At 72.3% G+C, this 22,510-nt stretch carries 21 protein-coding genes; 13 read left to right on the forward strand and 8 right to left on the reverse strand.

Going from position 1 to position 22,510, the window contains the following annotated elements:
- Positions 1 to 115 precede the first annotated feature (115 nt).
- The 8 genes from AB0C35_RS16385 to cutA all read left to right on the forward strand — a co-directional run bounded on the left by AB0C35_RS16385 (position 116) and on the right by cutA (position 12,356).
- Positions 116 to 2,785, forward strand: a complete 2,670-nt coding sequence (locus AB0C35_RS16385; protein ID WP_358455927.1) for an AAA family ATPase — start codon at positions 116 to 118, stop codon at positions 2,783 to 2,785.
- Between the two features lie 267 nt (positions 2,786 to 3,052).
- Entirely contained in the window at positions 3,053 to 4,945 is a 1,893-nt protein-coding gene (locus AB0C35_RS16390; RefSeq protein ID WP_358455929.1) for a histidine kinase, read from the forward strand.
- 10 nt (positions 4,946 to 4,955) lie between these two features.
- On the forward strand, positions 4,956 to 5,873 hold the full coding sequence (locus AB0C35_RS16395) for a ferritin-like domain-containing protein (RefSeq protein WP_358455932.1): 918 nt from the start codon (positions 4,956 to 4,958) through the stop codon (positions 5,871 to 5,873).
- A gap of 19 nt (positions 5,874 to 5,892) precedes the next feature.
- Positions 5,893 to 8,184 (forward strand): HAD-IB family hydrolase, encoded by a 2,292-nt coding sequence (locus AB0C35_RS16400; RefSeq protein ID WP_358455934.1) that lies wholly within the window; start codon positions 5,893 to 5,895, stop codon positions 8,182 to 8,184.
- Positions 8,181 to 9,440 carry a zinc-binding dehydrogenase gene (locus tag AB0C35_RS16405; protein ID WP_358455937.1) on the forward strand — a complete coding sequence of 420 codons (1,260 nt, stop codon included), beginning with the start codon at positions 8,181 to 8,183 and terminating at the stop codon, positions 9,438 to 9,440. The genes AB0C35_RS16400 and AB0C35_RS16405 overlap by 4 nt, the downstream gene beginning before the upstream one ends.
- A complete protein-coding gene (locus AB0C35_RS16410) occupies positions 9,437 to 11,014 on the forward strand; it encodes a lactate racemase domain-containing protein (RefSeq protein ID WP_358455939.1) in 1,578 nt (525 codons plus the stop codon). The genes AB0C35_RS16405 and AB0C35_RS16410 overlap by 4 nt, the downstream gene beginning before the upstream one ends.
- Positions 11,011 to 11,934, forward strand: a complete 924-nt coding sequence (locus tag AB0C35_RS16415) for a lysophospholipid acyltransferase family protein (protein ID WP_358455942.1) — start codon at positions 11,011 to 11,013, stop codon at positions 11,932 to 11,934. Before AB0C35_RS16410 ends, AB0C35_RS16415 begins: the two co-directional genes overlap by 4 nt.
- Positions 11,935 to 12,023: 89 nt before the next feature.
- Positions 12,024 to 12,356, forward strand: a complete 333-nt coding sequence (gene cutA, locus AB0C35_RS16420; protein ID WP_358455945.1) for a divalent-cation tolerance protein CutA — start codon at positions 12,024 to 12,026, stop codon at positions 12,354 to 12,356.
- Here the strand turns inward: cutA and AB0C35_RS16425 are convergent.
- Positions 12,328 to 13,575 carry a helix-turn-helix transcriptional regulator gene (locus tag AB0C35_RS16425; RefSeq protein WP_358455948.1) on the reverse strand — a complete coding sequence of 416 codons (1,248 nt, stop codon included), beginning with the start codon at positions 13,573 to 13,575 and terminating at the stop codon, positions 12,328 to 12,330. The two genes, cutA and AB0C35_RS16425, sit on opposite strands and share 29 nt — an antisense overlap.
- 119 nt (positions 13,576 to 13,694) lie before the next feature.
- Here AB0C35_RS16425 and AB0C35_RS16430 point away from each other — a divergent pair, with 119 nt between their 5' ends.
- Genes AB0C35_RS16430 through AB0C35_RS16440 form a run of 3 tightly spaced genes read left to right on the forward strand, consistent with a single transcriptional unit; the run spans position 13,695 to position 15,830 of the window.
- A complete protein-coding gene (locus AB0C35_RS16430; protein WP_358455950.1) occupies positions 13,695 to 14,444 on the forward strand; it encodes a hypothetical protein in 750 nt (249 codons plus the stop codon).
- The gene (locus AB0C35_RS16435) at positions 14,434 to 15,390 is read left to right on the forward strand and encodes an aminoglycoside phosphotransferase family protein (protein WP_358455953.1); all 957 of its coding nucleotides are present in this window, start codon (positions 14,434 to 14,436) and stop codon (positions 15,388 to 15,390) included. Before AB0C35_RS16430 ends, AB0C35_RS16435 begins: the two co-directional genes overlap by 11 nt.
- A complete protein-coding gene (locus tag AB0C35_RS16440) occupies positions 15,375 to 15,830 on the forward strand; it encodes a hypothetical protein (RefSeq protein ID WP_358455955.1) in 456 nt (151 codons plus the stop codon). Before AB0C35_RS16435 ends, AB0C35_RS16440 begins: the two co-directional genes overlap by 16 nt.
- A 100-nt stretch (positions 15,831 to 15,930) precedes the next feature.
- Here the strand turns inward: AB0C35_RS16440 and AB0C35_RS16445 are convergent, their stop codons facing one another.
- Complete coding sequence (locus AB0C35_RS16445) at positions 15,931 to 16,125, reverse strand: DUF397 domain-containing protein (protein ID WP_358455957.1); 195 nt, start codon at positions 16,123 to 16,125, stop codon at positions 15,931 to 15,933.
- Entirely contained in the window at positions 16,122 to 16,934 is an 813-nt protein-coding gene (locus AB0C35_RS16450) for a helix-turn-helix transcriptional regulator (RefSeq protein ID WP_358455960.1), read from the reverse strand. The genes AB0C35_RS16445 and AB0C35_RS16450 overlap by 4 nt, the downstream gene beginning before the upstream one ends.
- Before the next feature lie 103 nt (positions 16,935 to 17,037).
- Between AB0C35_RS16450 and AB0C35_RS16455 the strand changes: the two genes are divergently transcribed.
- Entirely contained in the window at positions 17,038 to 17,463 is a 426-nt protein-coding gene (locus AB0C35_RS16455; protein WP_358455963.1) for an ATP-binding protein, read from the forward strand.
- Between the two features lie 52 nt (positions 17,464 to 17,515).
- On the opposite strand, the gene AB0C35_RS16460 is transcribed toward AB0C35_RS16455, so the two are convergent.
- The 5 genes from AB0C35_RS16460 to AB0C35_RS16480 all read right to left on the reverse strand — a co-directional run bounded on the left by AB0C35_RS16460 (position 17,516) and on the right by AB0C35_RS16480 (position 20,849).
- A complete protein-coding gene (locus AB0C35_RS16460; protein ID WP_358455965.1) occupies positions 17,516 to 18,250 on the reverse strand; it encodes a LarC family nickel insertion protein in 735 nt (244 codons plus the stop codon).
- Positions 18,247 to 18,867: a nickel pincer cofactor biosynthesis protein LarB gene (gene larB / locus AB0C35_RS16465; RefSeq protein WP_358455967.1), complete on the reverse strand. Its 621-nt coding sequence runs from the start codon at positions 18,865 to 18,867 to the stop codon at positions 18,247 to 18,249. The genes AB0C35_RS16460 and larB overlap by 4 nt, the downstream gene beginning before the upstream one ends.
- Entirely contained in the window at positions 18,864 to 19,532 is a 669-nt protein-coding gene (locus AB0C35_RS16470) for an AIR carboxylase family protein (protein WP_358455970.1), read from the reverse strand. The genes larB and AB0C35_RS16470 overlap by 4 nt, the downstream gene beginning before the upstream one ends.
- Positions 19,529 to 20,386: an ATP-dependent sacrificial sulfur transferase LarE gene (gene larE / locus AB0C35_RS16475; protein ID WP_358455972.1), complete on the reverse strand. Its 858-nt coding sequence runs from the start codon at positions 20,384 to 20,386 to the stop codon at positions 19,529 to 19,531. Before larE ends, AB0C35_RS16470 begins: the two co-directional genes overlap by 4 nt.
- A 169-nt stretch (positions 20,387 to 20,555) precedes the next feature.
- A complete protein-coding gene (locus AB0C35_RS16480) occupies positions 20,556 to 20,849 on the reverse strand; it encodes a hypothetical protein (RefSeq protein WP_358455975.1) in 294 nt (97 codons plus the stop codon).
- Positions 20,850 to 21,034: 185 nt separating this feature from the next.
- Between AB0C35_RS16480 and AB0C35_RS16485 the strand changes: the two genes are divergently transcribed.
- Entirely contained in the window at positions 21,035 to 22,468 is a 1,434-nt protein-coding gene (locus tag AB0C35_RS16485; protein WP_358455978.1) for an acyltransferase, read from the forward strand.
- Positions 22,469 to 22,510 lie beyond the last annotated feature (42 nt).

The following is a 22,510-nucleotide window of genomic DNA, read 5'->3' on the forward strand; positions in this document are numbered from 1 at the left end:
CCGGTGGGTGTGGCGCCCATGTGAGAAACGCATGGCCGCACCCCCGGGCGATTCACATGCGGATCGGTGAACGGCGCACTGGGCAGGGCGAATGCGCGATGACACGCTCCAAAGCATGGGGCACTCGCTGTACGGGCGCGCGGCCGAGGTCGCCGAGATCGACCGTCTCGTGGGACGTGCGCGGGACGGTGCGGGCGGCGGCGTCCTGGTTCTGCGCGGTGAGGCCGGGATAGGGAAGACCGCGCTGCTCGACCGCGCCGAGGCGGGCGCGAAGGGGATGCGCGTCCTGCGCGGCGGCGGGATCGAGGGGGAGGCCGACGTTCCGTTCGCGGCCCTGCATCTGCTGCTCGGCGACGCCGCGTTCGAGGATCTGCCCGCTCCGCAGGCGGAGGCGCTGAAGGCCGCGCTCGGGCTCGCCCGGCCGCGGCCGCAGGAGCGGCTTCTCGTCGGGCTGGCGCTGCTGACGCTGCTCGGCGGCCCGGCGGCGGACACGCCGGTGCTGTGCCTGGTCGACGATGCGCAGTGGCTCGACCGGGAGTCGGCGGACGCGCTGCTGTTCGCCGCCCGCCGGGTCGCCGCCCGCGACGTCGTCTTCCTCATCGCGGTGCGGGACGACACAGGCGCGTGGCCCCGGACGGGCCTCCCCGAACTCCGCCTGACCGGCCTCGGCGCCGACGACGCGCGGCTCCTGCTGGACGAGCGGGCGCCGCGCATCCCGGCGGAGCGGCGTGACCGCGTCGTCGGGCAGGCGCGCGGCAACCCCCTCGCCCTGATCGAGTTCGCCGCCGCCGGGTCGGGGCGGCTCGCCCACGTCCCGGCGGAGTTCGAACGGGCCGTCCGCGACCTGCCCGAACCGGCCCGGGTGCTCCTGGCCATCGTGGCCGCCGACGACACCGGTGAGCCGGGTGTGGCGGTCCAGGCGGCGCGGCGGCTGGGCGTGCCGTTCGACGCGCTGGAACCGGCGGAGGACGCGGGGCTGGTGGACGTGACCCGCACCGAGATCGGTTTCCGGCATCCGCTGGCCCGCGCCGCCGCGTACCAGGGCGTCCCGGTCACCCGGCGGATCGCCGTCCACCACGCGCTCGCCGAGGTGCACGCGCGGGCGGGCGACGCGGGCCGGCGGGTCCGGCATCTGGCCGCCGCCGCGCTCGGGACCGACGACACGGTCGCCGCGCAGCTGGAGTCGGCGGCGGGCGACATCCGGGACCGGGGCGGCCCGTCCGTCGCGGCCTTCGCCTACGAGCGCGCCGCCCGCCTCGCCGGGGAACCGGAGGTGCGCGCCCGGCGGCTGGTGGCGGCGGCGGAGGCGGAACTGGCCGGCGGACGCCCCGAACGCGCCCGGACGCTCGCCGACGAGGCCGCCCGGGCGGACCGCACCGAGGAGACGCGGGCGCGCGTCGACCTCGTGCGGGCCGGGATCGAGCTGGAGCACGGCACGCCGCAGGCCGCCGGGCGGCTGCTGCTGGACCGGGCCCGGAGCTGCGACGATCCGGAGATCCGCGCGCGGATGCTCGAAGAGGCCGTGTTCCACGCCTGGTCCTGCGGCGACCGGGAGACGGCCGTCGAGGCGAGGGGCCTGCACACCGGCGCGTCGGTCCTGGGCCGGGCGCTGTCGGCGCTGCTGGACGACGACGTCGCGTCCGCCCGGAAGCTCCTCGGCGACGCGGGCGGCGAGCCCGACGAGCGGCTGCGGCTGCTCGGCGCCGAGGCCGCCCTGCTGGTCGGCGACGACGCGGCCGCCACCGAGATGTCGGCGCAGCTCGCCGCCCGGTGCCGCGAACGGGGGCTGCTCGCCCTCGTGCCGCGCGCGCTCGCCGTCCAGGCGTGGGCTCGGCTCTTCCACGGCGCGCACGACGACGCCCGGACGCTGACCTGCGAAGCGCTGGAGATCGCGGAGGACGCGGGGCAGCGCCGGCAGGCCGCCGCGCTGCGGTCCGTCCGGGCGCGGCAGGCGGCGATCGAGGGGGACGAGGTCCGCTGCCGCGCGCTGGCCGCCGACGGGCGGGTCGGTGACGCGCTCGGCCTGCTCGCCCTCGGTCTGGGCCGTCCCGACGACGCGTTCGAACATCTCCAGGACGCGCATCCCGGCTCGGCGGCGCACGCCCCGCCGGTGATCCTCGCGCTCGCCGACACGGTGGAGGCCGCCGTCGCGTCGGGCCGTCCCGACGCGGGCCGCGAGCCGATGGAGCGGCTGGCGGCGTTCGCCCGCGACGCCGGGCAGCCGTGGGCGGACGGTGTCGCCTCACGCTGCCGGGCACTCCTCACGACCGCGCAGCCCGCGACCATGGGTTCGACGACCACGCAGCCCGCAACCACGGGGGACGGCGAGGTCGAGCGGCATTTCGCGCTCGCGCTCGCGTCCCACCGGCGGGGCGGGCGGCCGTTCGAACGCGCGCGGACGGAGCTGCTGTACGGGGAGTGGCTGCGCCGGTCGCGGCGCCGCGCGCAGGCGCGGGCGCGGCTCAGCGCGGCACTGGAGATCTTCGAGCGGCTGGGCGCGGTCCCGTGGGCGGAGCGGGCCCGCGGGGAGCTGCGCGCCGCCGGGCAGGGCGTGCGGGCGGACGGGGACGACCTGCCGGGGCGGCTGACCGCGCAGGAGATGCAGGTCGTCCGGCTGGCGATGACGGGCGCGACGAACCGGCAGATCGCGGCGCGGCTGCGGCTGAGCCACCGCACGGTCGCCTACCACCTGTACAAGGCGTTCCCGAAGCTCGGTGTCGCGTCCCGCGCCGAGCTGCACCGGTACGTCCCGGCCGCCGAAACCGGCGCGGACCGCCCCGCCTGACACGCCCCGCCGACACGCCGGGCCTGACACGCCGGCCGGCACCGCCTGACGGCCCCTGGCGTCCCCGCCACAAAAATATTCAGTCGCTTATTTCTCTTGATCGTACGGCCCCGGCGTTTCATCATCCGAAGAGACGGCGTTGGGGGGCCGGTGGACGTGGCGCGACGGGACGGATCCGCTCGGCGACGAGACAAGCCGGCGGGGCCACCACCTGCTTCAGGGGGCCTCGCGGGCCGGACGCCCCTGTTCGCACGCGTCATCACCGGCATGTACCTGGTGCTGATGCTGCAGACCCGGCTGCTGAAGCAGGCCGAGACCGGCCCGTCGCACATGCTGGTGTCCGCCACCATCGTGATCACCGGCATCTTCGGGGTGCAGTGGCTGCTGGTCCTGTACGGCCCGCGCTCGCAGCAGCCCCGCCGGTGGGTGATCGTGACGCATCTGGTGGTGCAGTCTGCGCTGGCGCTGCTGCCGCTGCTGGTGTTCGGCACGCACTGGTATCCCATCGTGGGCGGATTCCTCGCAGGCGCGATGCTGCTTCTGCTGCGTCCGCCGCTGTCGTGGTTCATGGTGGGGCTCGTCGCGGCGGCGGAGGGCCTGCTGCGGTACTCCCAGGGCTGGTCACCGCAGGACGTGTCGTTCTGCGTGATGGCGACGATGAACGTCGGGCTGTCGATGTACGCGCTCACGCGGCTGTCCGGGTTCGTCCGGGAACTGCACTCCACCCGGGCGCAGTTCGCGGCGGCCGCGGCGGCGCGGGAGCGGCTGGAGGCGGCGGGCAGCCTTCGCGCGGTGCTGGGCGCGGCGCTCACGCGGGTCGAGATGGTGAGCCGGCGCGCCCGTGAGCGGCTGCCGCTCGACTCGGCCGCGGCCCGCGCCGACCTGGAGGAGGTGGCCCGCACCGCGCGGCGGGCGGCGACGGACGTCCGGTCGATCGTCGGCGCGCTGCAGGGCCCGTCCCCCAGGCGCCACCGTCCGGGACGCGTGACGCAGTCGCGCCTGGCCTGGACGATCCTGGTGTTCGTGACCGTCGGCTTCGGCTGGCAGCAGGTCATGTACGTCCACACGGGGACGGACGGTTCGTGGCGGGCGACCGGCGCGGCGGCGGCCGTCGCGATCGCGATCTCGGTGCTGCAGCTCCGGCACTCCTCGACCGTGCTGCGCGGGCGGCGTCCGAGGGCCGGGGCGTGGACGCTGTCCGCGCAGGTCCTGCTGATCTTCGTGCCGTACGCGCTGCTCGGCCCGGAGTGGGCGACGATGGCGTGCCTGGCGACCGGGTCGGTGCTGCTGGTGTCGCGCGGGCGGTGGGCGTGGATCCTGTTCTCGCTGACCATCGCCCTGTGGTGCGTCCCGGCGCTGTGGGCCTCATACGGGACGCTGTTCTACCTCTACACGTGCGCGGTCTCGGTGCAGATCGGCGTCGTCGTGTACGCGCTGTACCGGCTCCCGCAACTGGCCCGGGAGGTCGATGTCGCCCGGGAGCGGCTGGCGCGGATGGCGGCGCTGCACGAGCGGCTGCGCATCTCCCGGGACGTCCACGATCTGCTCGGCCTCGGGCTGTCGACGATCACGGTCAAGGCGGAGCTGGCGCGGCGGCTGGTCACCACCGATCCGGTACGGGCGGCGGCCGAGCTGGGCGAGCTCGCCGACCTCGCCGAACGGTCGCGGGCGGACGCCCGCGCGGTCGCCGAGGAGGACAGGGCCCTGTCGCTGCGGGACGAGGCGGTGTCGGCCCGTGCCGCGCTGACCGCCGCGGGCGCCGAGGTCCGCCTGAAGCTGCCCGGCCCGCGGGACCTGCCGCCGTCCTCCCCGGTGGACGGTGCGCTGGCCGCCGTGCTGCGCGAATCCGTCACCAACGTCCTGCGGCACGCACATCCGGAGCGCTGCGACATCACGGTCACCGTCCAGCAGGGGATCGTGCGGCTCACGGTCGGCAACGACGGCGTCATCCCGCCGTCGTACACCGGGTCCGACCCCGGCACGGGCAAGGGCCTGTCGAACCTGACGGTCCGGACCGGCGCGCTCGGCGGCTCCCTCTCAGCCGGAACGGACGGAAAGGGCGGGTTCACGCTCGTCGCGGAGATCCCCCTCAACGCGGGCGGGGGGACGGTGGAAGAGCCCCGTCACATGACGGATTCGCCGCTTCCCTTCCGTGCCTAGCGTTCCGGGCATGACGCTGGATTTCGACCTTGACCGCTATGTGCGCAACTCCAAGGCGGTCGATTTGTCAGGCGTGGCGTGGGACGACATCGCGTCCTACCCCGTTTCGGGCGAAGAGGCCCGCTGCCTGACCTTCATGATGGACATCGAGACGCACACGGTGATGTACGCGCGGGACCTGCTCGCCACGCGGGCGGCGTTCGACCCGGAGATCACGGCTTTCATGAGCTGCTGGATCTACGAGGAGTTCTGGCACGGTGAGGCGTTCTCCCGGTTCCTGGGCGAGGCGGGTTTCACGCTGGCGCCGGACCGGGAGAAGGTGCACGCCGGGTCGCCGTATCCGACGAAGACGGCCCGCAACGAGCGGATCCGCCGCGCGCTCGGCCGCGGCGTCTACACCGGCCACCTCGTCTCGATGCTCGGCTCGGCGCTCACCAAGGAGTTCATCGCCATCCAGATGACGTGGGGCGCGATGAACGAGCTCAGCGCCATCAACAGCTACCAGGCGATGATCGAGAAGACCGAGAACCCGGTGCTGCGCGACATCCTGCGGCGCATCATCAAGGACGAGCGCCGCCATTTCGCGTTCTACCGGGCACAGGCGCGGCTCCGGCTGGAGCGGAGCGCGCGGGCGCGGCGCCTCGCACGGTGGGCCATGGAACGGCTGTGGGCCCCGGTGGGGACGGGCCTGCGCCCGCAGGAGGAGAGCGACTTCTCCCTCGTGTGGCTGTTCGGCGACGGCGAGGGGCTCGACCGGATGCGCCGCATCGACGCCACCATCGCCGGGCTGCCCGGATTCGCCGACGCGACCCTCGCGGAGGACGCGAGGCGCCGCTCGCTGGAGCGCCTGCCGCCCCACCGCATTCCCCAACTGGCCTCCGACTGGGCGCTTGCCCATGCCGGCGTACACAGGGAGCACGCAGCATGAGCGATCACAAGGAGCCGGCATGATCAATGGCCTGGCCGGGCGAACCGTTCTGCTCACCGGTGTCACCGGGTTCATCGGGCAGGCACTCCTGGAGCGCCTGCTGTCCGGATATCCCGACACCCGGATCGTCGCGCTGCTGCGGGGGCGGCCCGGCGTCACCGCGGACCAGCGGCTCGACGAAGTGCTCGCGAAACCGGTGTTCGCGCCGTGGCGGGAGCGGACCGGCGAGGACGCCGCCCGCGAGATCGTGCGGGAACGGGTCCGGGTCGTCGCGGCCGACATCACCGAGTCCGTGCCGGAGCTGCCGGACGACGTGGACGTGGTCATCCACGGCGCGTCCATCGTGTCGTTCGACCCGCCGATCGACGAGGCGTTCGCGACCAACGTCGTCGGCACGATCAACCTGTACGAGTCCGCGAAGCGCGCCGGGGAGCGGTCCGGGAAGTCCCCGCACATCGTGCACGTCTCCACCGCCTACGTCGCGGGGTCCCGCAAGGGCGTCGTCCCGGAGACCACCCTGGACCACGCCGTCGACTGGGCCACCGAACTGGAGTACGCCGTCGACGCGCGCCGGTCCGTCGAACGCCACTCCCGGCGGCCCGAGGTCCTCGGGCGGCTGCGCGCCGCCGCGCTCGGCGAGCAGGGCAAGGCCGGCCCGACCGCCGTCGCCGCCGACACCGAGCGCCGCCGCCGCGAAGAGGTCGACAGCCGGCTGACCGACTACGGGCGGGAACGGGCCCGCAGCCTCGGCTGGCCGGACGTGTACACCTTCACCAAGGCCCTCGGGGAACGCGCCGCCGAGGACACGGCCGCCGGCCTGCCGCTGTCGATCGTCCGGCCCGCGATCGTGGAGAGCGCGCTGCGGCACCCGTACCCCGGCTGGATCGACGGGTTCAAGATGGCCGACCCGCTGATCCTCGCCTACGGGCAGGGGATGCTGCGGGCGCTCGCCGGCATCCCGGACGGGATCGTCGACATCATCCCGGTCGACCTGGTGGTGAACGCGCTGCTCGGCGCCGCCGCGGCCGTCCCGGAGCCGGGCAGCCCCGCCTACTACCACGTCGGGTCCGGCGCCCGGAACCCGCTGACGCTGCAGCGGCTGGTCGAGCTCGTCCAGGGCTACTTCACCGAGCATCCGCTGCCCGGCAACGACGGGCGCGGCGCGATCCGTCCCCGCGAGGTGGCGCTGCTCAGCGACGGCCGCGCCGAGAAGATGCTCGGCACCGCGGAACGCGCGATGGACATCGCCGAACGGGCCCTGCTGATGCTGCCCAGCGGCGACCGCACCCGCGGCTGGCAGCGCAACCTGTACAAGCAGGGCCGCGAGGTGCGGATGCTGCGCCGCTACCGCGACCTGTACGGGGCCTACGGCGCCGCCGAGGTCGTGTACGCCGACTCCGGCACCGTCGCGCTCGACCGCTCGCTGCCGGACGGCGAGGGCTGCGACTCGGCGGTCATCGACTGGGCGCACTACCTCGGCGAGGTGCACTGCCCCGCCGTGACGGCCGCGTTCCGCCTCGCGCCGCCGCACCATCCGGAGCCGCGCCCGGCGCTGACGTCGGGACGCCCGGCCCCGCCCGCGGTGCGGTTCGAGGAGCGGCGCGACGTCGCGGCCGTGTTCGACCTCGACGGCACGATCGTCGCGTCCGACGTGGTGGAGGCGCACCTGTGGGCGCGGCTGCTGGACGTGCCCGTCCGGTCCTGGGCGGGGACGCTGCTGCCCGTCCTGCGGGCCGCGCCCCGCTACCTGCGCACCGAGCACCGCGACCGCGGCGAGTTCCTGCGCGAGTTCGTCCGCCGCTACGAGGGCGCGAACGAGGCGCAGCTGCGGGCGCTGGCGCGGCAGCGGCTCGGGGACGTGCTGCTGCGGCGGGCCTGGCCGCAGGCGATCCGCCGGATCCGCGGGCACCGCGCCGCCGGGCACCGCACGGTGCTGCTCACCGGGACCGTGGACGTCTTCGTCGAGCCGCTCCGCACCCTCTTCGACGACGTGCTCGCCGCCGAACTCCGCGTCGTCGACGGGCACTACACGGGGCATTTCGAACGGCCCCCGCTCATCGGGGAGGCGCGCGCCGCGTGGCTGCGGGCGTGGGCCCGCGACGAGGGCGTCGACCTGGCCGGGAGCTGGGCGTACGGGGACCACTACTCCGACCGGCCCGTCCTGGAGCAGGTCGGCAACCCCGTCGCCGTCAACCCCGACCCCCGGCTGTACCGGCACGCCAAACGGCAGCGCTGGTCGATCGCGGACTGGGACGGCGACTCCGGAGCCGTCTCCACCCTCCTCGACGCCGCTTTGGAGGAGGCCCGATGATTCTGGCGTTGGAATACCATCGCTCACCCGCCCGGTATCTCGCGGCGGCGCGGCTGCCCGGGCGGCTCCGCCCGGCGGCCGTCCCCTCCCTCGCGCCGCTGCGGCTGTCGCACCGGCAGCCGCCCGGCAAGCCCGGACCCGGCTGGGTGCGGCTGCGGACCGTCCTGTCGGGGATCTGCGGGTCCGACCTGGCGATGGCGGCGGGGAAGGTGTCCCCGTACCTGGGGCCGCTGACGTCGATGCCGTTCGTCCCGGGCCACGAGGTCGTCGCCGAACTCCTCGACGACGCCGGCGACATGCCCGCCGGGACGCGCGTGGTCATCGACCCGGTGCTGCCGTGCCGGGCGCGCGGAACCGGCCCGTGCGAACCCTGCGCGAGCGGCCACGCGAACAGATGCGACCACGTCAACGCCGGGCGGATCTCGTCGGGGCTGCAGACGGGGTTCTGCGCCGACACGGGCGGCGGCTGGTCCGAACGCCTCGTCGCGCACACCAGCCAGCTGCACCGGGTGCCGGAGTCGCTGCCGTCCGAACGGGCCGTGCTGTCGGAGCCGCTCGCGTGCGCGGTGCGGTCCGTCCGCCGCATCGACGTCCCGCGCGGCACGTCGATCGTCGTGGTCGGCGCCGGGACGGTCGGGCTGCTGACCGTCCTCGCGCTCCGCGAACTGACGCCCGCCGGGCCGATCACCGTCATCGCCCGGCACGCGGGTCAGCGGCGGCGGGCGCGGGCGCTCGGCGCGACGGAGACGATCGACCCGTCGGCGGCGCTGCGCGGGCTGCGGCGCATCACCGGCGGCTCCCTCGTCCGCCCCGAACTCGGCCCCGGGTACCTGCTCGGCGGCGCCGACATCGTCGTCGAATGCACCGGCGGCGAGGGCCTCGACACCGCGCTGCGCCTCGTCCGGGCGGGCGGGACGGTGCTGCTGTCCGGCATGCCGTCCAAGCCGACGGACCTGACGCCCGCCTGGTTCCGGGAACTGAACATCGTCGGCTCCTACGCCAGCCGCGGCGCGGACGACTTCCAGGCCGCGATCGACCTGGCCTCCCACGACGCCCTCGACGGCTTCGTCGACAGCGTCTACCCCCTCACCCGCTGGCGGGACGCGCTGTCGCACGCGCTCTCCGCCGGCCGCTCGGGCAGCGTCAAGATCGCGTTCGCCCCGCAGAACGGCGCGGGACCGCAGAACGGCGCCGCGGCCGCCGCGCTGAACGGCGACAGCACCGACCATCTCGATCGCGAAGGAGCCGTTGAATGAGCAGACCGGGACTCGTGCTGGAGGTGGACGAGCGGACGCCCCCGATCCTGGTGCACGAGGGAGAGGGGTTCCGGCTGGAGCGGTTCCCGCTCGGCACCCGCGTGATCTACCCGCCGGACTCCCTGCCCGGCCTCCGCGACGTGACCGGCCGGATCCGGGACGCGCTGCTGCACCCGCTCGGCAGCGAGCCGCTGCCCGAGCTGCTGCACTCCGGCATGCGGCTGACGATCGTGTTCGACGACCTGTCGCTGCCGCTGCCGCCGATGCGGGCGCCCGACGTCCGGCAGCGGGTGATCGAGCAGGTGCTGGAGATGGCCGCGTCCGCCGGCGTGGACGACGTCGAGCTGATCGCCGGGAACGCCCTGCACCGCCGGATGACGCCCGCGGAGATCAAGCACATCGTCGGCGAGCGCGTGTTCGACTCGTTCTGGCCGGACAAGCTCCGCAACCACGACGCCGAAGACCCCGAGGACCTCAAGTCGCTCGGGCAGACCCGGCACGGCGAGGACGTCGAGATCAACCGGCGGGCCGCCGAGAGCGACCTCATCGTGTACGTGAACATCAACCTGGTGGCGATGAACGGCGGCGCGAAGTCCGTCGCGGTCGGGCTCGCCTCGTACAAGAGCCTGCGCCACCACCACAACGTCCACACGCTGCGGCACTCCCGCTCGTTCAACGACCCGCCGAACTCGGCGATGCACCACTCCTATGACCGGATGCACGCGCTGCTGTCGGAGTCGGTGCGGGTCTTCCACGTCGAGTGCACCCTCAACAACGACCAGTTCCCGTCGCCGTTCGAGTTCCTGAACAAGCGCGAGTGGGAGTGGACGCTGAAGGACCAGGCGAAGTTCCTCGCCGCCAAACGCGCCAACGACGTGGCCCCGGCCGGGGCGCGGCACCGCGTGTGGCAGGGGATGCGGGCGCCGTACGGGGTCACCGGCGTGACCGCGGGCGCCACCGACGTCGTCCACGAGCGGACCCTCGCCGCCGTCCACCGCCAGCAGCTCACCGAGGTGCACGGCCAGTCGGACGTGCTGATGCTGGGCCTGCCGTACCTGTGCCCCTACAACGTCAACTCGGTGATGAACCCGATCCTCGTGTACAGCCTGGGGCTCGGCTACTACTTCAACATGTACCGGAACAAGCCGCTGGTACGCGAGGGCGGCGCCCTCATCATGTACCACCCGATGAAGTCGGAGTTCCATCCGCTGCACCACCCCTCCTACATCGACTTCTACGAGGAGGTGCTGACGCAGACGACGGACCCCGCGACGATCGAGACGAAGTTCGAGGAGCAGTACGCCACCGACCCCTGGTACGTCCACCTGTACCGGAACTCGTACGCCTACCACGGCGTCCACCCGTTCTACATGTGGTACTGGGGTGCGCACGCCCGCGCCCACCTGGGCGACGTCATCTGCGTGGGCGCCGACCGGCGGGTCGCGGCCCGGCTCGGGTTCCGCGCGGCCAGCACCCTCGCCGACGCCCTGGAGATGGCGGGCGAGACCGTCGGCCGCAGCCCCAGCCTCACGTACCTGCACACACCACCGATGACGTTGGCGGACGTCCGATGAGCGGGGGCCGGATGAAGCTGGTGGAGGAGATCCGGCTGCTGCGCCGCGGACGCGACTGGCGCGGCCGCGCCCCCGCACCGCGATCCGCGCAGCCGTGGTCGGAGGGGCCGCGGACGCGGCCGTTTCCCACCGAATGGGCGCGGACGCCCCTCGCCGCGGCCGCCCGCACGGTCGCGTTCGACGGCGTGCTCAGAACCGTCACGTGGAGCCAGACCAGACCCGAGATCCACGGCCTGGACCTCCTCGAAGGGCTGAAGGGCCCGGCCGTGTTCGTCGCCAACCATGCCAGCCACCTCGACACGCCGCTCATCCTCGGGTCGCTGCCCGTCGAGGTGCGCCGCCGCGTCGCGGTCGCGGCGGCGGCCGACTACTTCTTCGACGCCCGCTGGCGGGCCGTCGCCACCGCCCTCACCTTCAACGCGTTCCCGATCGAGCGGCGCGGCGTCGAACGGTCCCTCGACCTCGCGTCCGAACTCATCCAGGACGGGTGGAGCCTGCTCATCTACCCGGAGGGGACCCGGTCGCCGGACGGCTGGGCCCGCCGGTTCCGGATGGGCGCCGCGCTGATGTGCCGCGAGCACGGCATACCGGCCGTGCCGCTGGTGCTGCGCGGCACGTACCAGGCGATGCCGCGCGGCGGGTTCTGGCCGAAGCGCGGCCGCCCGGTCGTGTCCGTGCGGTACGGCCGGCCGCTCACCCCCGAACCGGACGAGTCGACGGGCACGTTCAACGGCCGCCTGGAGGACGAGGTCGGCCGCCTGTGGGTCGAGCACGACGAGGGCTGGTGGGCGTCCCTGCACTCCCCCGACCGCCGCCGCGCCCCGCGCGGGCCGGAGGCGTCGGAGTGGCGCCGCAAGTGGGAGTCCACGCGGCCGAGGCCGCCGTCGACCCGCCACCACCGCATCTGGCGCCGCCGCTGAAGGCCGACTCCGGGAGCAGGTGAGTACGCCATGGCCCTCAGAGGCGTGAGTGGCTGTGCAAATGAGGCGTGAGTCGTATGGTGCGCTACATGACAGAATCTCGAGCGCTGCTGGTGTTCACCGCTGCGCCTGACCGCGAGGCGGGGATGAAGTTGCTCAAGTCGGCCGTCGCGGCCCACCTCGCTGCGTCCGGCCAGGTCGTGGGCCCGGCCGGGACCGCCTTCTGGCATCTCGGTGAACTCGGTACGGGCGAGGAATGGCAGTTGACCCTGCGCACCACGAGCGAGCGCTACGCCGAGTTGGAGGCGCACCTGCTGGAGCATCATCCGTGGGATAACCCGGAGATCATGTATTTGACCGTCGGGGGCGGATCACAGGCTTGTCTGGAGTGGCTCAAGCGGGAGACGCGCACATCGTCCTAGCTTGCTCCAGCACGTCGGCCACGGCGGGTTCGGTCGCGTGCCGACGTAGCCGTACGGCCACCGCCCGGATTCGCTCGCGAGGGCGAGGGGAGGCGACGTCGGAGCCGAGGGCGATCGCGTGAGACAGCGTGCGTGCAGCCCGGTCCACTTCGCGGGCGTCGACGTGAGCATCGGCCAGCCATGACAGGTAGAGGCTCTCGTCGCGGGCGTGGGTGTCGTCGAATCGAGCCATGGCCCATTCCAATGCGGGAACCGCTCGGTCGGGCCGACGCAAGATCGCCCAACACCGGCCGGTCATGATCTGCAATTCCACGCCGTCCACCCAGCGCGCCCAGTCGGGGGCGTCGTCATTGTTCCCGGCGAGGGCTTCTCGAGCGGTGTCGAGTGCAATCTCGACTTGTCGAGTCTGGGCGCGCCCGGCCATGGCATGGGCCCAGGCCGCGCGCTCGTGCAGGAGCGCCTTCACCGCCCCGGGCGTCCGCGGGTCCGCGAGTCGGCAGGCCGCATCGGCCTCCGCCGTACCGCGCTGCCCAGCCGTGACGCGCTGGTATGACATGAGTGCCAGGGCGTTCCCCATCAGTGCGGTGTTGCAGGTCTCCGCCGCCGCAGTCATGCTGTCGCGAAACAGCGATCGGGCGGCTGGCATCTGGCCGCCGTCCAGTGCCGCCCATCCAGCCTGCTGTGCCTGCTCGGCCAGGATGTTCAGCAATCCTCGTCCGGTGGCCTCGGTGTAGGTGGCGGCGTCCAGCAGATCCCGGGTCGCCGCCAACTCCGAGGCATATACGCGGTAGGTGTCGGCGCCGCCCAGCACGTCATCCAAACGCCTGAGCCGTGCCGTTCGGCGTTGCAACCGCTCCAGGACGTCCACCCCTACCCGGGGTCGGGGCGCATCCCATGGGGTGACCGCCAGCCCAAAGGCCGCCGTGACTCCCAAGAATTGCCTGCGTTCCACGGGATCATCCTCCACATCGGCCGAGTCGAAGAGCTGGCACCGGGGGATGCCGAGCGACTCGGCGAGCGCCCGCTGGTAGCGACGTCCAACTCCGGCGCGGCCGCGTTCCCAGCGCTTGACGTAGTCGATGATCGTGGCGATGTCCGTGGTCAGCTCATCCGCCATGACCCCAGCGATGCGTTCAGCGAGGTCCCGTTGCGTCCAGCCTCGCGCCTGACGTTCGGCTTTCAGCCGCGCACCGACTTTGACCTTTTCCGATGGCGTCATGTGTGCACCTGACGTGTCGTCGTGCACCCATGATGCCCCCCAGGCGCCCCCCATTGTGCCCCTGCCGCTCCCGGTCTCGCTGGGATTCGCTATCGGTGACCGACTCAAAGGAGGAGCCGATGACCGTCACACCGCTGGCCCCCTCAATGATCGAGGTGGAGTTCCCAATACCCTTCCACCCCGGCTGGGACAAGATCACCGGCGTCACCGTGACCGGCAGGAACATGCGAATCGACATCGACGCATACTTCTTTCGGTACGAGAACCCGTCCTGGCTGGTGTGCGACTGGGCCGGGGTGCGGGACGAGCTGCTGAACGCCACCGAGACCCAGGACACCGCGGTCGAGCAGCTGGCCCTCAACTACGTCAAGACCCACGGCCGGACCACCGACGACCCCGCCGAGGTGCTCGCCATCGCCTGGGAGGCCACCGCCTATCTGTTCCGGGACGAGCACCTGTCCGAGCCCGGCCTCATCAAGCTCGGTGTCCAGGCCCGGCACCTGCGGATGCTTCGCGAGGTCGGCACCCTGATGGCCCTCAACCGGGTCGAGCTGAGCGGGAAGGTCAGCAACGTCGGGCCCGCCTGGATGTTCCCGATCGCCTGCAAGGTCATCTTCGGCCTGACCGAGGCCGAAGCCCAGCTCGTGGACGAGCTCTACCACGGGACGTGGTTCGACGAGCGGCGCCGGGTGGAGGCGGTCAAGGCCAACGCCGCTCTGGGCGGCAAGCTCGTCCACGGCTGCCAGTCCCAGGTGGACATGCGCGGCGGTGCGGTCGTGCCGTTCGGCGTGGACCTCGCCGAGTTCCGGCGCGAGCTGCGACACTTCGGTGATGACTGGATCGAGCAGGTCGAAGCCTGTGGCCGGTAACTACACCGGACTGGAGGGGGCGGACCCGCTGTCCGCCCCCTCCCAGGTCCTTTCCGCGCTTGTGCTATCTGCGGGCATCGCCGCCCGGCCCGTCGCCCGCGAGCCGCTCCGCGTCTGGGAACTATCGGCGGTCGAACGCATCCATTTGGACAACGGAGCGACCGTCGTCCTGAAGACCGCCGACCCGCCGTTCACACGCGAAGCCGAGGTCATCGAGCACGCCGCCCGGCATGGCGCGCCAGTCCTCGCGCTCCTGGCCGTCAACCATGACCCCCTCGGCCGTTTGGCGATGCTCATGGAAGACCTCGGCGAGATGCCCGAGGAAGACGCGCCTCTGGACGTCGGAGCACAAGCCGCCGTCCGCGTCCACGCCTGCCCGCCGATGAACGGGCTGCCGCTGCTGGACGCCGCCGCCCTAGCCGCACTCCCTGGCCAGGCCCTCACCTCCGTCCAGCAACTACGGGACGCCGACCGCTGGACGACCGCCACCGATGTCCAAGCCCTGCTGGAACAACTCGCCGAACTCGGGGAGCAGCGCGCCCGGGGAGCCGATATCCCGCCGTTTGGGCTGTGTCACAGCGAATTCCACCCCACCTCCCTGCACACCGGCCCACGGGGTGTGACGGTCCTGGACTGGGCGCGGGCCTTCAACGGGCCCGGCCTGCTGGACCTGGCGTCCTGGGAGGACACCCCCAAACCCCTCGACATCCAAGCCCTCGCCGCAATGATCCGCGCCTACGTCGCCGCAGGCGGAACCGACAGCGCCCTGGCAGATCGGGGCGGCTTGCCGGCCGAGGGGTGGGCGGGCGGCTGGCACCGAGTCTGGATCAGCGAGTGGTACCTGGAGCAAAGCGTCCGCTGGATCCCCGACGCCGCCCGCGACACCGCCACGCAGCGGACCGTGCGGCGGCACCTGCAAGAGGCGGTGCGATGCCTGACCGGTTGACCAACGTCCACCCCTACGAACGGCTCACCCTGCCCAACGGGAGCCAGGCCGACATCGACCTGGAGATGATCCCGCTGATGCGGGCGCTGTGGGCGATGGGCCTGAAGACCGTAGCGAGCTGCCAGAATCTCGGCGAGTCCATTACCGCCGAACCCGAGGGGGCCGGGCAAGGACGCCGCCACGCCGCCTACCTCACCGGCCAGGCATGGCTGAGAATGCCCACCCAGGACGCCCAGACCATGCTCGGCCACCTGGCCCAAAGCCCGGTCTTCGCCGATCGGTTCGGACGCTGGACACACCCCGACGCATGGGAGAACTACGTCTACCTCCTGCCCGGCCGGGATGATGACGGCGTCGTCCAACTGTCCTCATGCGCGCAGATTCATTTCCCCGCGCCGCAGATCCTTGAAGTAGTAGACGCCCTGCCCCCCGTTCCCTAGCTCGTGCACAAGCGCCCCGGCGCCTTCCTCATGTGGCGCCCGGGGCGTGCCGCGTCCTGATCGGCGACTGAGGGCCACGCCACAAGTCCGGCCGTGTTCATCAGGCCCGGTCGAACGCCCCTTCCTTGATCGCCTGCAACAGGCTCCCGAACTGGACCCGGTTCACGACAAGCCGCCCGCAGTCCGGACTCTTGGAGTCTCTGACTCCGACTCCCTCGGGCAACACGGCCACCTCGACACATGCCTCATCGGTCGCGCTTCCGCTGCGGGTGCTCTTGCGCCAGTGGATCGTCATGAGAAACCTTCCATGATCTCAACGACCAGGGCGCGGGAAGCGTCCTCGCTCAACGCCTTCGCCCCGATCATCTCGAAATCTACGGCGAGCTCCCGCACTTCAACAGGATCTTGGACCAATCGCCCACCATGGAACGCGCCGATGTAGGCGACGTCAGACTCGCGGCTCATGACCTGGAACGGCCCGTTGAGGCCGATATGCGCGCCAACCTTGCGGGGGACGATGCGGGTGATCACATCTGATCGCTCCCCCAGATCAAGAAGATGCTGGAGCTGCGCTTTCATCACATCGAAGCCACCCACTGGACGATCTATCGCGTCCTCATCCAGCAGGACCAGCAGGACGGGCGGATTCGGGCGCTCGAAGATCGCGTCCTGCCGAGCGAGGCGCGCCGCCAGCGCACGGTCGACGTCTTTGACGCCCGCCACGGTAAGGAACGCTCGGGCGTAGTCATCTGTCTGCAATGGGACGGGTATGACCTGCCCCTGGTAGATCCGGATGATTTCGGCCTTCGATTCGTACTCGGTGTACTGCCGGAACCAATCCGGATCATGGGATGTGTTCGCGAAGAAGATCAGCAACTCGAACATATGCGGGGTGTTGTACCGCGCATCGAGCTTCCTGGCCTGGTCATCGCCGAGCTTGAGCCTGCCCGCCTCGATGTTGGAAACAGTCGAACGAGCAGCGTTAATGATCTCGCCACACTGGGCCAGTGAGAGACCGTGTTTCTCGCGCTCAAAGCGCAGGGCATATGCCAGAAAGTGCCAGAGCGAGATCTTGGGGTCGAGGGGATCTCTGACGCGGGCCACGCAACCTCCCGTGTTTCCGGTTTTCGGAGATACACAAGAAGATAGCTCCAGTTGCCCAATCCTTGGAGGAGAAACAAAGAAACAGCACCCGAGAGGCTCGACCATGATCGCAACCCCCGACTGCCTGCTGATCCCCATGCTGGCGTCAAAGGCTGCCCCCGGCCTGGCTCGCACGCTGACGCGATCGCGACTCAGCAAATGGGGTTATGTGCATATTTTGGACGATGCATTCCTGATCGCCTCGGAATTGATCACCAACGCCGTGGTGGCCACGCCCGGCAAGGAGATCCGCTACCAGTGCAGCCGAGACGCGCACGGCGTCCTCATCGCCGTGTGGGACGGGAGCCCGACCCGCCCCCGAGTGTGCCCCCAGATCGACATGACGCTCAACACGCTCGATGTCTCCGAAGACCACTGGGACGACAACGGCGGCCGGGGCCTCCCGATCATCGCGGCCCTCGCCACCAAGTGCGGCCACACCCCCGACCCAACCGGCGGCAAGTGGGTCTGGGCCACCCTCAAAACCTGATCTCACCGCACCGGCCAGGACGGAGAGCAGGCGATGTCACGGGCCTGGTGAGTCAACTTGGGGGGACTTCGCCGAGGACGACCTGGGTCACGTTGGGGAAGTCGCCGAAGATCTTCGTCCCCGCACCGAACCCGTTCCCGGTGACGGTCATCGCGGGCATCGGGCCGAACGCGTCGGCGAGGGTGACCAGCAGCGCCGTACCGGTCGGGGTGGCCATCTCGGCGTCGATGTCGTGTCCCTGGATGGGCGCGCGGGCGCGGGCCAGCAGCTCGACGACCGCCGGGCCCGGGTTAGGTATCAGGCCATGTCGGCACCGGATGAATCCCCGCCCGACGGGGACCGGCGCGGCCCGCACCTCGTCCACACCGAGCGTCTCCAGGGCGGCGCACGTCCCGACGATGTCGACGATCGCGTCGTGGCCGCCGACCTCGTGGAAGTGCACGTCCTCCGGGGGCGTTCCGTGCACCGCCCCCTCGGCTTCGGCGAGCGTCCGGAACACCGCGAGCGCCCGGTCCCGGACCCGGCCCGGCAGGGGCGCGGCCCCGACGAGGTCTTCGATGACGGCGTGCGTCCGGGACACAGCGTCGTCCTCGACGCCGACGACCGCGCGGGTGGCGGCGAGCCCGCGCCGCGACACCTGCTCGGTGTCCAGGGACCAGCCGGGGACGTCCAGGCCCTTGAGCATGGCGCGCACCTCGTCCAGGTCGGCGCCCGCGTCGAGCAGCGAACCGAGGGCCATGTCGCCGGCGACCCCGGCGAAGCAGTTGAAATAGGCGACCGTCTTCACGTCAGCAACCTCCGCGCTAGCACTGCGGCCCCGAGGCCGTCGTCGATTCCGGTGACGGCCAGGCCCGGTGCGCCCGAGGTCAGCAGTGCCGCCAGGGCCGCGAGTCCGCCTTCGGAACTGCCGTAGCCGACGCTGGTCGGCACCGCCACCACCGGGCGGGACGACAACCGCGCCACCACCGAGGGCAGCGCGCCGTCCATGCCCGCGACGACGATGAGGAGCCGCGCCAGGTCGAGTTCGTCCCGCACGGCGAGCAGGCGGTGCAGCCCCGCCACGCCGACGTCGGCCGTCAGCGTGGCGGGCAGGCCGAACGTGGTCGCCGCGACCATCGCCTCCTCCGCCACCGGCAGGTCGGCCGTCCCCGCCGACACGACCGCGACCGGCAGCGGCGTCCGGGAACAGGGTCGGGAACGCGGGCGGGTCAGCACCACCAGCCCGGACCGCCGATGGTGGACGGCGTCGGGCGCGGCCTCGCGCGCCGCCTCGTACTGATCCCGCGACGCCCGCCGCAGGAACGCGGCCTCGGCATCGCGGGCGAGCAGTTCCTTGACGCGCTCGCGCACCTGGTCCGGGTCGAGGTCACCGGCGTCGGCGGCGGCGACGATCGGACGGCTCACACGTCCCCCCGCGTGTTGTGGAGGTGGGCGGCGTATCCGGCGCCGTACCCGTTGTCGATGTTGACCACGACGACGCCGGGCGAACAGGCGTTCAACGCGGACAGCAGCGCCGCCCGCCCCGGCAGCTCGCCGCTCGCCGACGTCGGAAGCGCGATGACCATGCGGCCGACCAGTCCGGACACGAGTGTCGGCAGGGCCCCACCCGTCCCGTCGGCGACGATGAACACCTCGGGTCCGTCCTGCTCGCGAAGCCACTCGGGCAAGGCGGCGGGGTCGTGCACGGGCGCGTCGTAGCGCCGCATCACCCGGCTCCCCATCGCCTCCGCGACCAGCGCCGCCTCCTCGGCGGCGGGCTCGTCCTCGGGCCGCCCGCACACGACCTCGACCCGTCCTGTGCCGCGCCGCGCGACCGGAGACAGCACGGCCAGCCGGGCCCGCTCGTGCACCACCGTCCCGGCGAACGCCGTCCGCAGCGCCAGCAGGGTCTCGGCCGACGCGCGGGTCGCGAGCACATTCGTCGCACCCGCCCGCATCAGGCTTTCGGCGATCGCGACGACCTCCGGCGTCGTCTTGCCCTCGCAGAACACCGCCTCCGGATGGCCGCGTCGCCGCCCCCGTCCGATGTCTACCCGCGCGAAGCCCAGCTCATCGACCTCGGCGGTCATGTGGCGGCCGCCCGCACGCGGGGAAGGCCGAGCACGGCGTTGTGGCTGCCCTGCCGGTACGGTTCGAGATCCAGCGTCACGTAGCGGAAACCGGCGTCCTTCAGCAGGGCGACGATCTCGGACGCCCGCTCGGCCGCACGCCCGATGTCCGGTGCCTCCACCTCGATCCGCGCCAGGTCGCCGCCCTGGTCGCGAACCCGGAACCGTCCGCCGAACCCGGCCCGCCGCAGCGCGTCCTCGGCGTCCTCGACCCGCCGCAGCGCCTCCCGCGTGACCGGCACCCCGTAGGCGAGACGCGACGACAGGCACGCCGAGGCCGGCTTGTCGGACGTGGGCAGCCCCAGCCCGCGAGCGGCCATCCGGACGTCGGCCTTGCTGAGCCCCGCGTCCACCATGGGGAACCGCGCCCCCATCCGGCGGGCGGCGCTCTGACCGGGCCGGTGGTCGCCGAGGTCGTCGGTGTTCACACCGAGCAGGACGGGCCAGTCCCCCGCCTCCGCGGCCACCGCGTTCAGGACCGAGACCAGGGCCTCCTTGCAGAACCGGCAGCGGTCGCCGCGGTTGGCCGCGTACCGCTCGTCGTCCATCTCGTCGGTCGTCACCACCCGGTGCCGCATCCCCAGCCGCGCGGCCTGCGCGCGCGCGTCCGCCAGCTCGGTCCGAGCCAGTGACGGCGAGTCGGCGGTCACCGCGACGGCCCGCTCCCCCAGCTCCCGATGCGCGAGGTAGGCCAGCAGCGAACTGTCCACACCGCCCGAGTAGGCGACCACGGCGCCCGGCAGCGAGGCCAGCGCCCTACGCAGGGCCGTGACCTTCGGCGTGTCCGGGGGCCGCGAAACGGGCCTGTCGGCCATGGATTCTCCTTCGGCGTAGTCCTCCGCCTGGTCACGCTAGGCGCGAAGACGCCGCCCCGAATCCGTCATCCGACGGGCGACTTCCCCTTCGGCGAGCCCACAAAGCGAAGGGTCGGCGAAAACGAAGGGCCCGCTCCAGCAGAGGAGCGGGCCCTTCGCGGACGATCGTTCAGTGGCGGCGGCCACCACGGAGCCGGGCCAGCAGGCTGCGGGCCTTCTCCTTGTTGCGCGGGTCGTTCACGAACCGCTCCGCCCGGGCACGCGCCTTCTGCGCCTGGGGACTGCGCGCGGCCTGCTCGGCCTTGGCACGCGCCTTCTGCGCCTGCGGACTGCGCGCGAGCTGCTCGGCCTTGTCCCGCGCCTTCTGCGCCTGCGGGCTCCGCGCGGCCTGCTCCGCCTTGGCCCGGACCTTCTGTCCCTTCGGCCCCCGGACAAACCCCATGATCCGGTCGATCAACGCCATGGTTCCTCCTCCCCCTGCGTTCTGCTGTGCAACGACTACCCAACACCGAAAGTTCAGAGCGCGGACGTGCGCAGGCCCGAAGACGCCGCCCCGAAGCCGGCAGTCGACGGGCGACGCCCACCGCGCACGTCACGCCGCCCGCGGCGTCGGCCACTCGGGATTGGGGGCCTAATCAGGGGAAATCCTTGCGGACGAGAGGCGGTGACCCCATCACCATGTCCGACGGCGCCGCAGGTGATGCCCGGCCGAAGTTCCGCGGACTGCGCAGCCTGGCCGAGCACACGCCGCCGTACCGGGAACGCTGGGCCGACCTGCTCCGCGCGGTGGCGATCCTCCTGGTGGTGACCGGTCATTGGCTGGCCGTGGTGGTGATCTATGACCGCGAGGGCCTGGACGGTGTTCACGCCCTGGAGGTTCTGCCGTGGGCGTACCGGCTTTCGTGGTTCTTCCAAGTCATGCCGGTGTTCTTCCTGGTCGGCGGGTTCGCGAACGCCGCCTCGCTGAGGTCGTCCCGCAGGCGCGGTGTCGGCTGGCGGGACTGGCTGCTGGGCCGGACCGACCGGCTGCTGCGTCCCACCACGGCGTTTCTCGTCGTGATGACGGCGTCGGCCATGGTGGCCCGCGCCGCCGGCGCCGATCCCGGGTCGATCGGACGTGCGGTCTGGCTGGCGCGGATCCCGCTGTGGTTCCTCGCCGCCTACGTCGGCGTCGTCGTCCTCGCGCCCGCGATGCACGCCCTGCACCGGCGATGGGGGTTCGCGGTCCCCGTCCTCCTGGCCGTCCTGGTCGGAGCCGGAGACGTCGCCCGGCTGGGGTTCGCCCTGCCCCACGGCGGCACGGCCAACTTCGTGCTGGTGTGGCTGGCCGTCCACCAGGTCGGGTTCGCCTGGCAGGACGGGCGGCTCCCGACGCGGTGGACGGTGGGCCTGCCATTGTTCGCCGGAGGACTGGGGTGCCTGGCGCTGCTCACCCTGGCCGGTCCCTACCCGGCCAGCATGGTCGCCGTCCCCGGCGCCGAAGTGCAGAACACCTCCCCGCCGACCGCGGCGCTGCTGTCCCTCGCGGCCGCCCAGACCGGGCTGGTGCTGCTGCTGCGCGACCCTGCCGACCGGTGGCTGCGGCGAACCCGCGTCTGGACGGCCGTGGTCGGGGTCAACGCGGTGATCCTGACCGCGTTCCTGTGGCACATGACGGCGGTGGTGGTCGCCGCGGTCGCCCTCTACCCGACGGGGATCTTCCCGCAGCCGCCGATCGGGACCGCCGGGTGGGTCCTGTCCCGGCTTCCCTGGCTGGCCTGCCTGGCGGTCGTCCTCGCCTTCCTGGTGGCGCTCTTCGGCTGGGTCGAGTGGCGCGGCAGGCTGCGGCCCGCCCACCGTGCGGGCTCCCGGGGCGGGACGGACGCACACGCGGGAACGTCCACCGCGTTGACCATCGCGGGGCTGGCAGGGGCGCAGGGCGGCCTTGTCGGCGTCACACTGGCCGGCCCGGAGTTCCACGCCCCGGCAGGTCTCCCGGCGCCGGCGCTGCTGGCCTACCTCGGCGGTGTCCTCGTCCTGCACCTGATACGGCGCCGCGTTCAGGACGGCGGCGCAGGTTCGGCCGCCCCCTCGACCCCATGACGGCGACCGCTCGATCAGGCCCCGGCGTCGGCCACGGCGAAG

Source organism: Spirillospora sp. NPDC048819 (assembly GCF_040650055.1).
In the GTDB taxonomy this organism is placed as follows: domain Bacteria; phylum Actinomycetota; class Actinomycetes; order Streptosporangiales; family Streptosporangiaceae; genus Spirillospora.

Bases quoted from the DNA above. Each gene is read 5' to 3' on its own strand.
- AB0C35_RS16440 (WP_358455955.1), top strand. From the start codon at position 15,375: ATGCCTGACCGGTTGACCAACGTCCACCCCTACGAACGGCTCACCCTG.
- AB0C35_RS16400 (WP_358455934.1), top strand. From the start codon at position 5,893: ATGATCAATGGCCTGGCCGGGCGAACCGTTCTGCTCACCGGTGTCACC.
- AB0C35_RS16455 (WP_358455963.1), top strand. From the start codon at position 17,038: ATGATCGCAACCCCCGACTGCCTGCTGATCCCCATGCTGGCGTCAAAG.
- AB0C35_RS16410 (WP_358455939.1), top strand. From the start codon at position 9,437: ATGAGCAGACCGGGACTCGTGCTGGAGGTGGACGAGCGGACGCCCCCG.
- AB0C35_RS16425 (WP_358455948.1), bottom strand. From the start codon at position 13,575: ATGACGCCATCGGAAAAGGTCAAAGTCGGTGCGCGGCTGAAAGCCGAA.
- AB0C35_RS16470 (WP_358455970.1), bottom strand. From the start codon at position 19,532: ATGACCGCCGAGGTCGATGAGCTGGGCTTCGCGCGGGTAGACATCGGA.
- cutA (WP_358455945.1), top strand. From the start codon at position 12,024: ATGACAGAATCTCGAGCGCTGCTGGTGTTCACCGCTGCGCCTGACCGC.
- AB0C35_RS16445 (WP_358455957.1), bottom strand. From the start codon at position 16,125: ATGACGATCCACTGGCGCAAGAGCACCCGCAGCGGAAGCGCGACCGAT.
- AB0C35_RS16385 (WP_358455927.1), top strand. From the start codon at position 116: ATGGGGCACTCGCTGTACGGGCGCGCGGCCGAGGTCGCCGAGATCGAC.
- AB0C35_RS16430 (WP_358455950.1), top strand. From the start codon at position 13,695: ATGACCGTCACACCGCTGGCCCCCTCAATGATCGAGGTGGAGTTCCCA.
- AB0C35_RS16395 (WP_358455932.1), top strand. From the start codon at position 4,956: ATGACGCTGGATTTCGACCTTGACCGCTATGTGCGCAACTCCAAGGCG.
- larE (WP_358455972.1), bottom strand. From the start codon at position 20,386: ATGGCCGACAGGCCCGTTTCGCGGCCCCCGGACACGCCGAAGGTCACG.
- AB0C35_RS16390 (WP_358455929.1), top strand. From the start codon at position 3,053: ATGTACCTGGTGCTGATGCTGCAGACCCGGCTGCTGAAGCAGGCCGAG.
- AB0C35_RS16415 (WP_358455942.1), top strand. From the start codon at position 11,011: ATGAGCGGGGGCCGGATGAAGCTGGTGGAGGAGATCCGGCTGCTGCGC.
- AB0C35_RS16405 (WP_358455937.1), top strand. From the start codon at position 8,181: ATGATTCTGGCGTTGGAATACCATCGCTCACCCGCCCGGTATCTCGCG.
- AB0C35_RS16480 (WP_358455975.1), bottom strand. From the start codon at position 20,849: ATGGCGTTGATCGACCGGATCATGGGGTTTGTCCGGGGGCCGAAGGGA.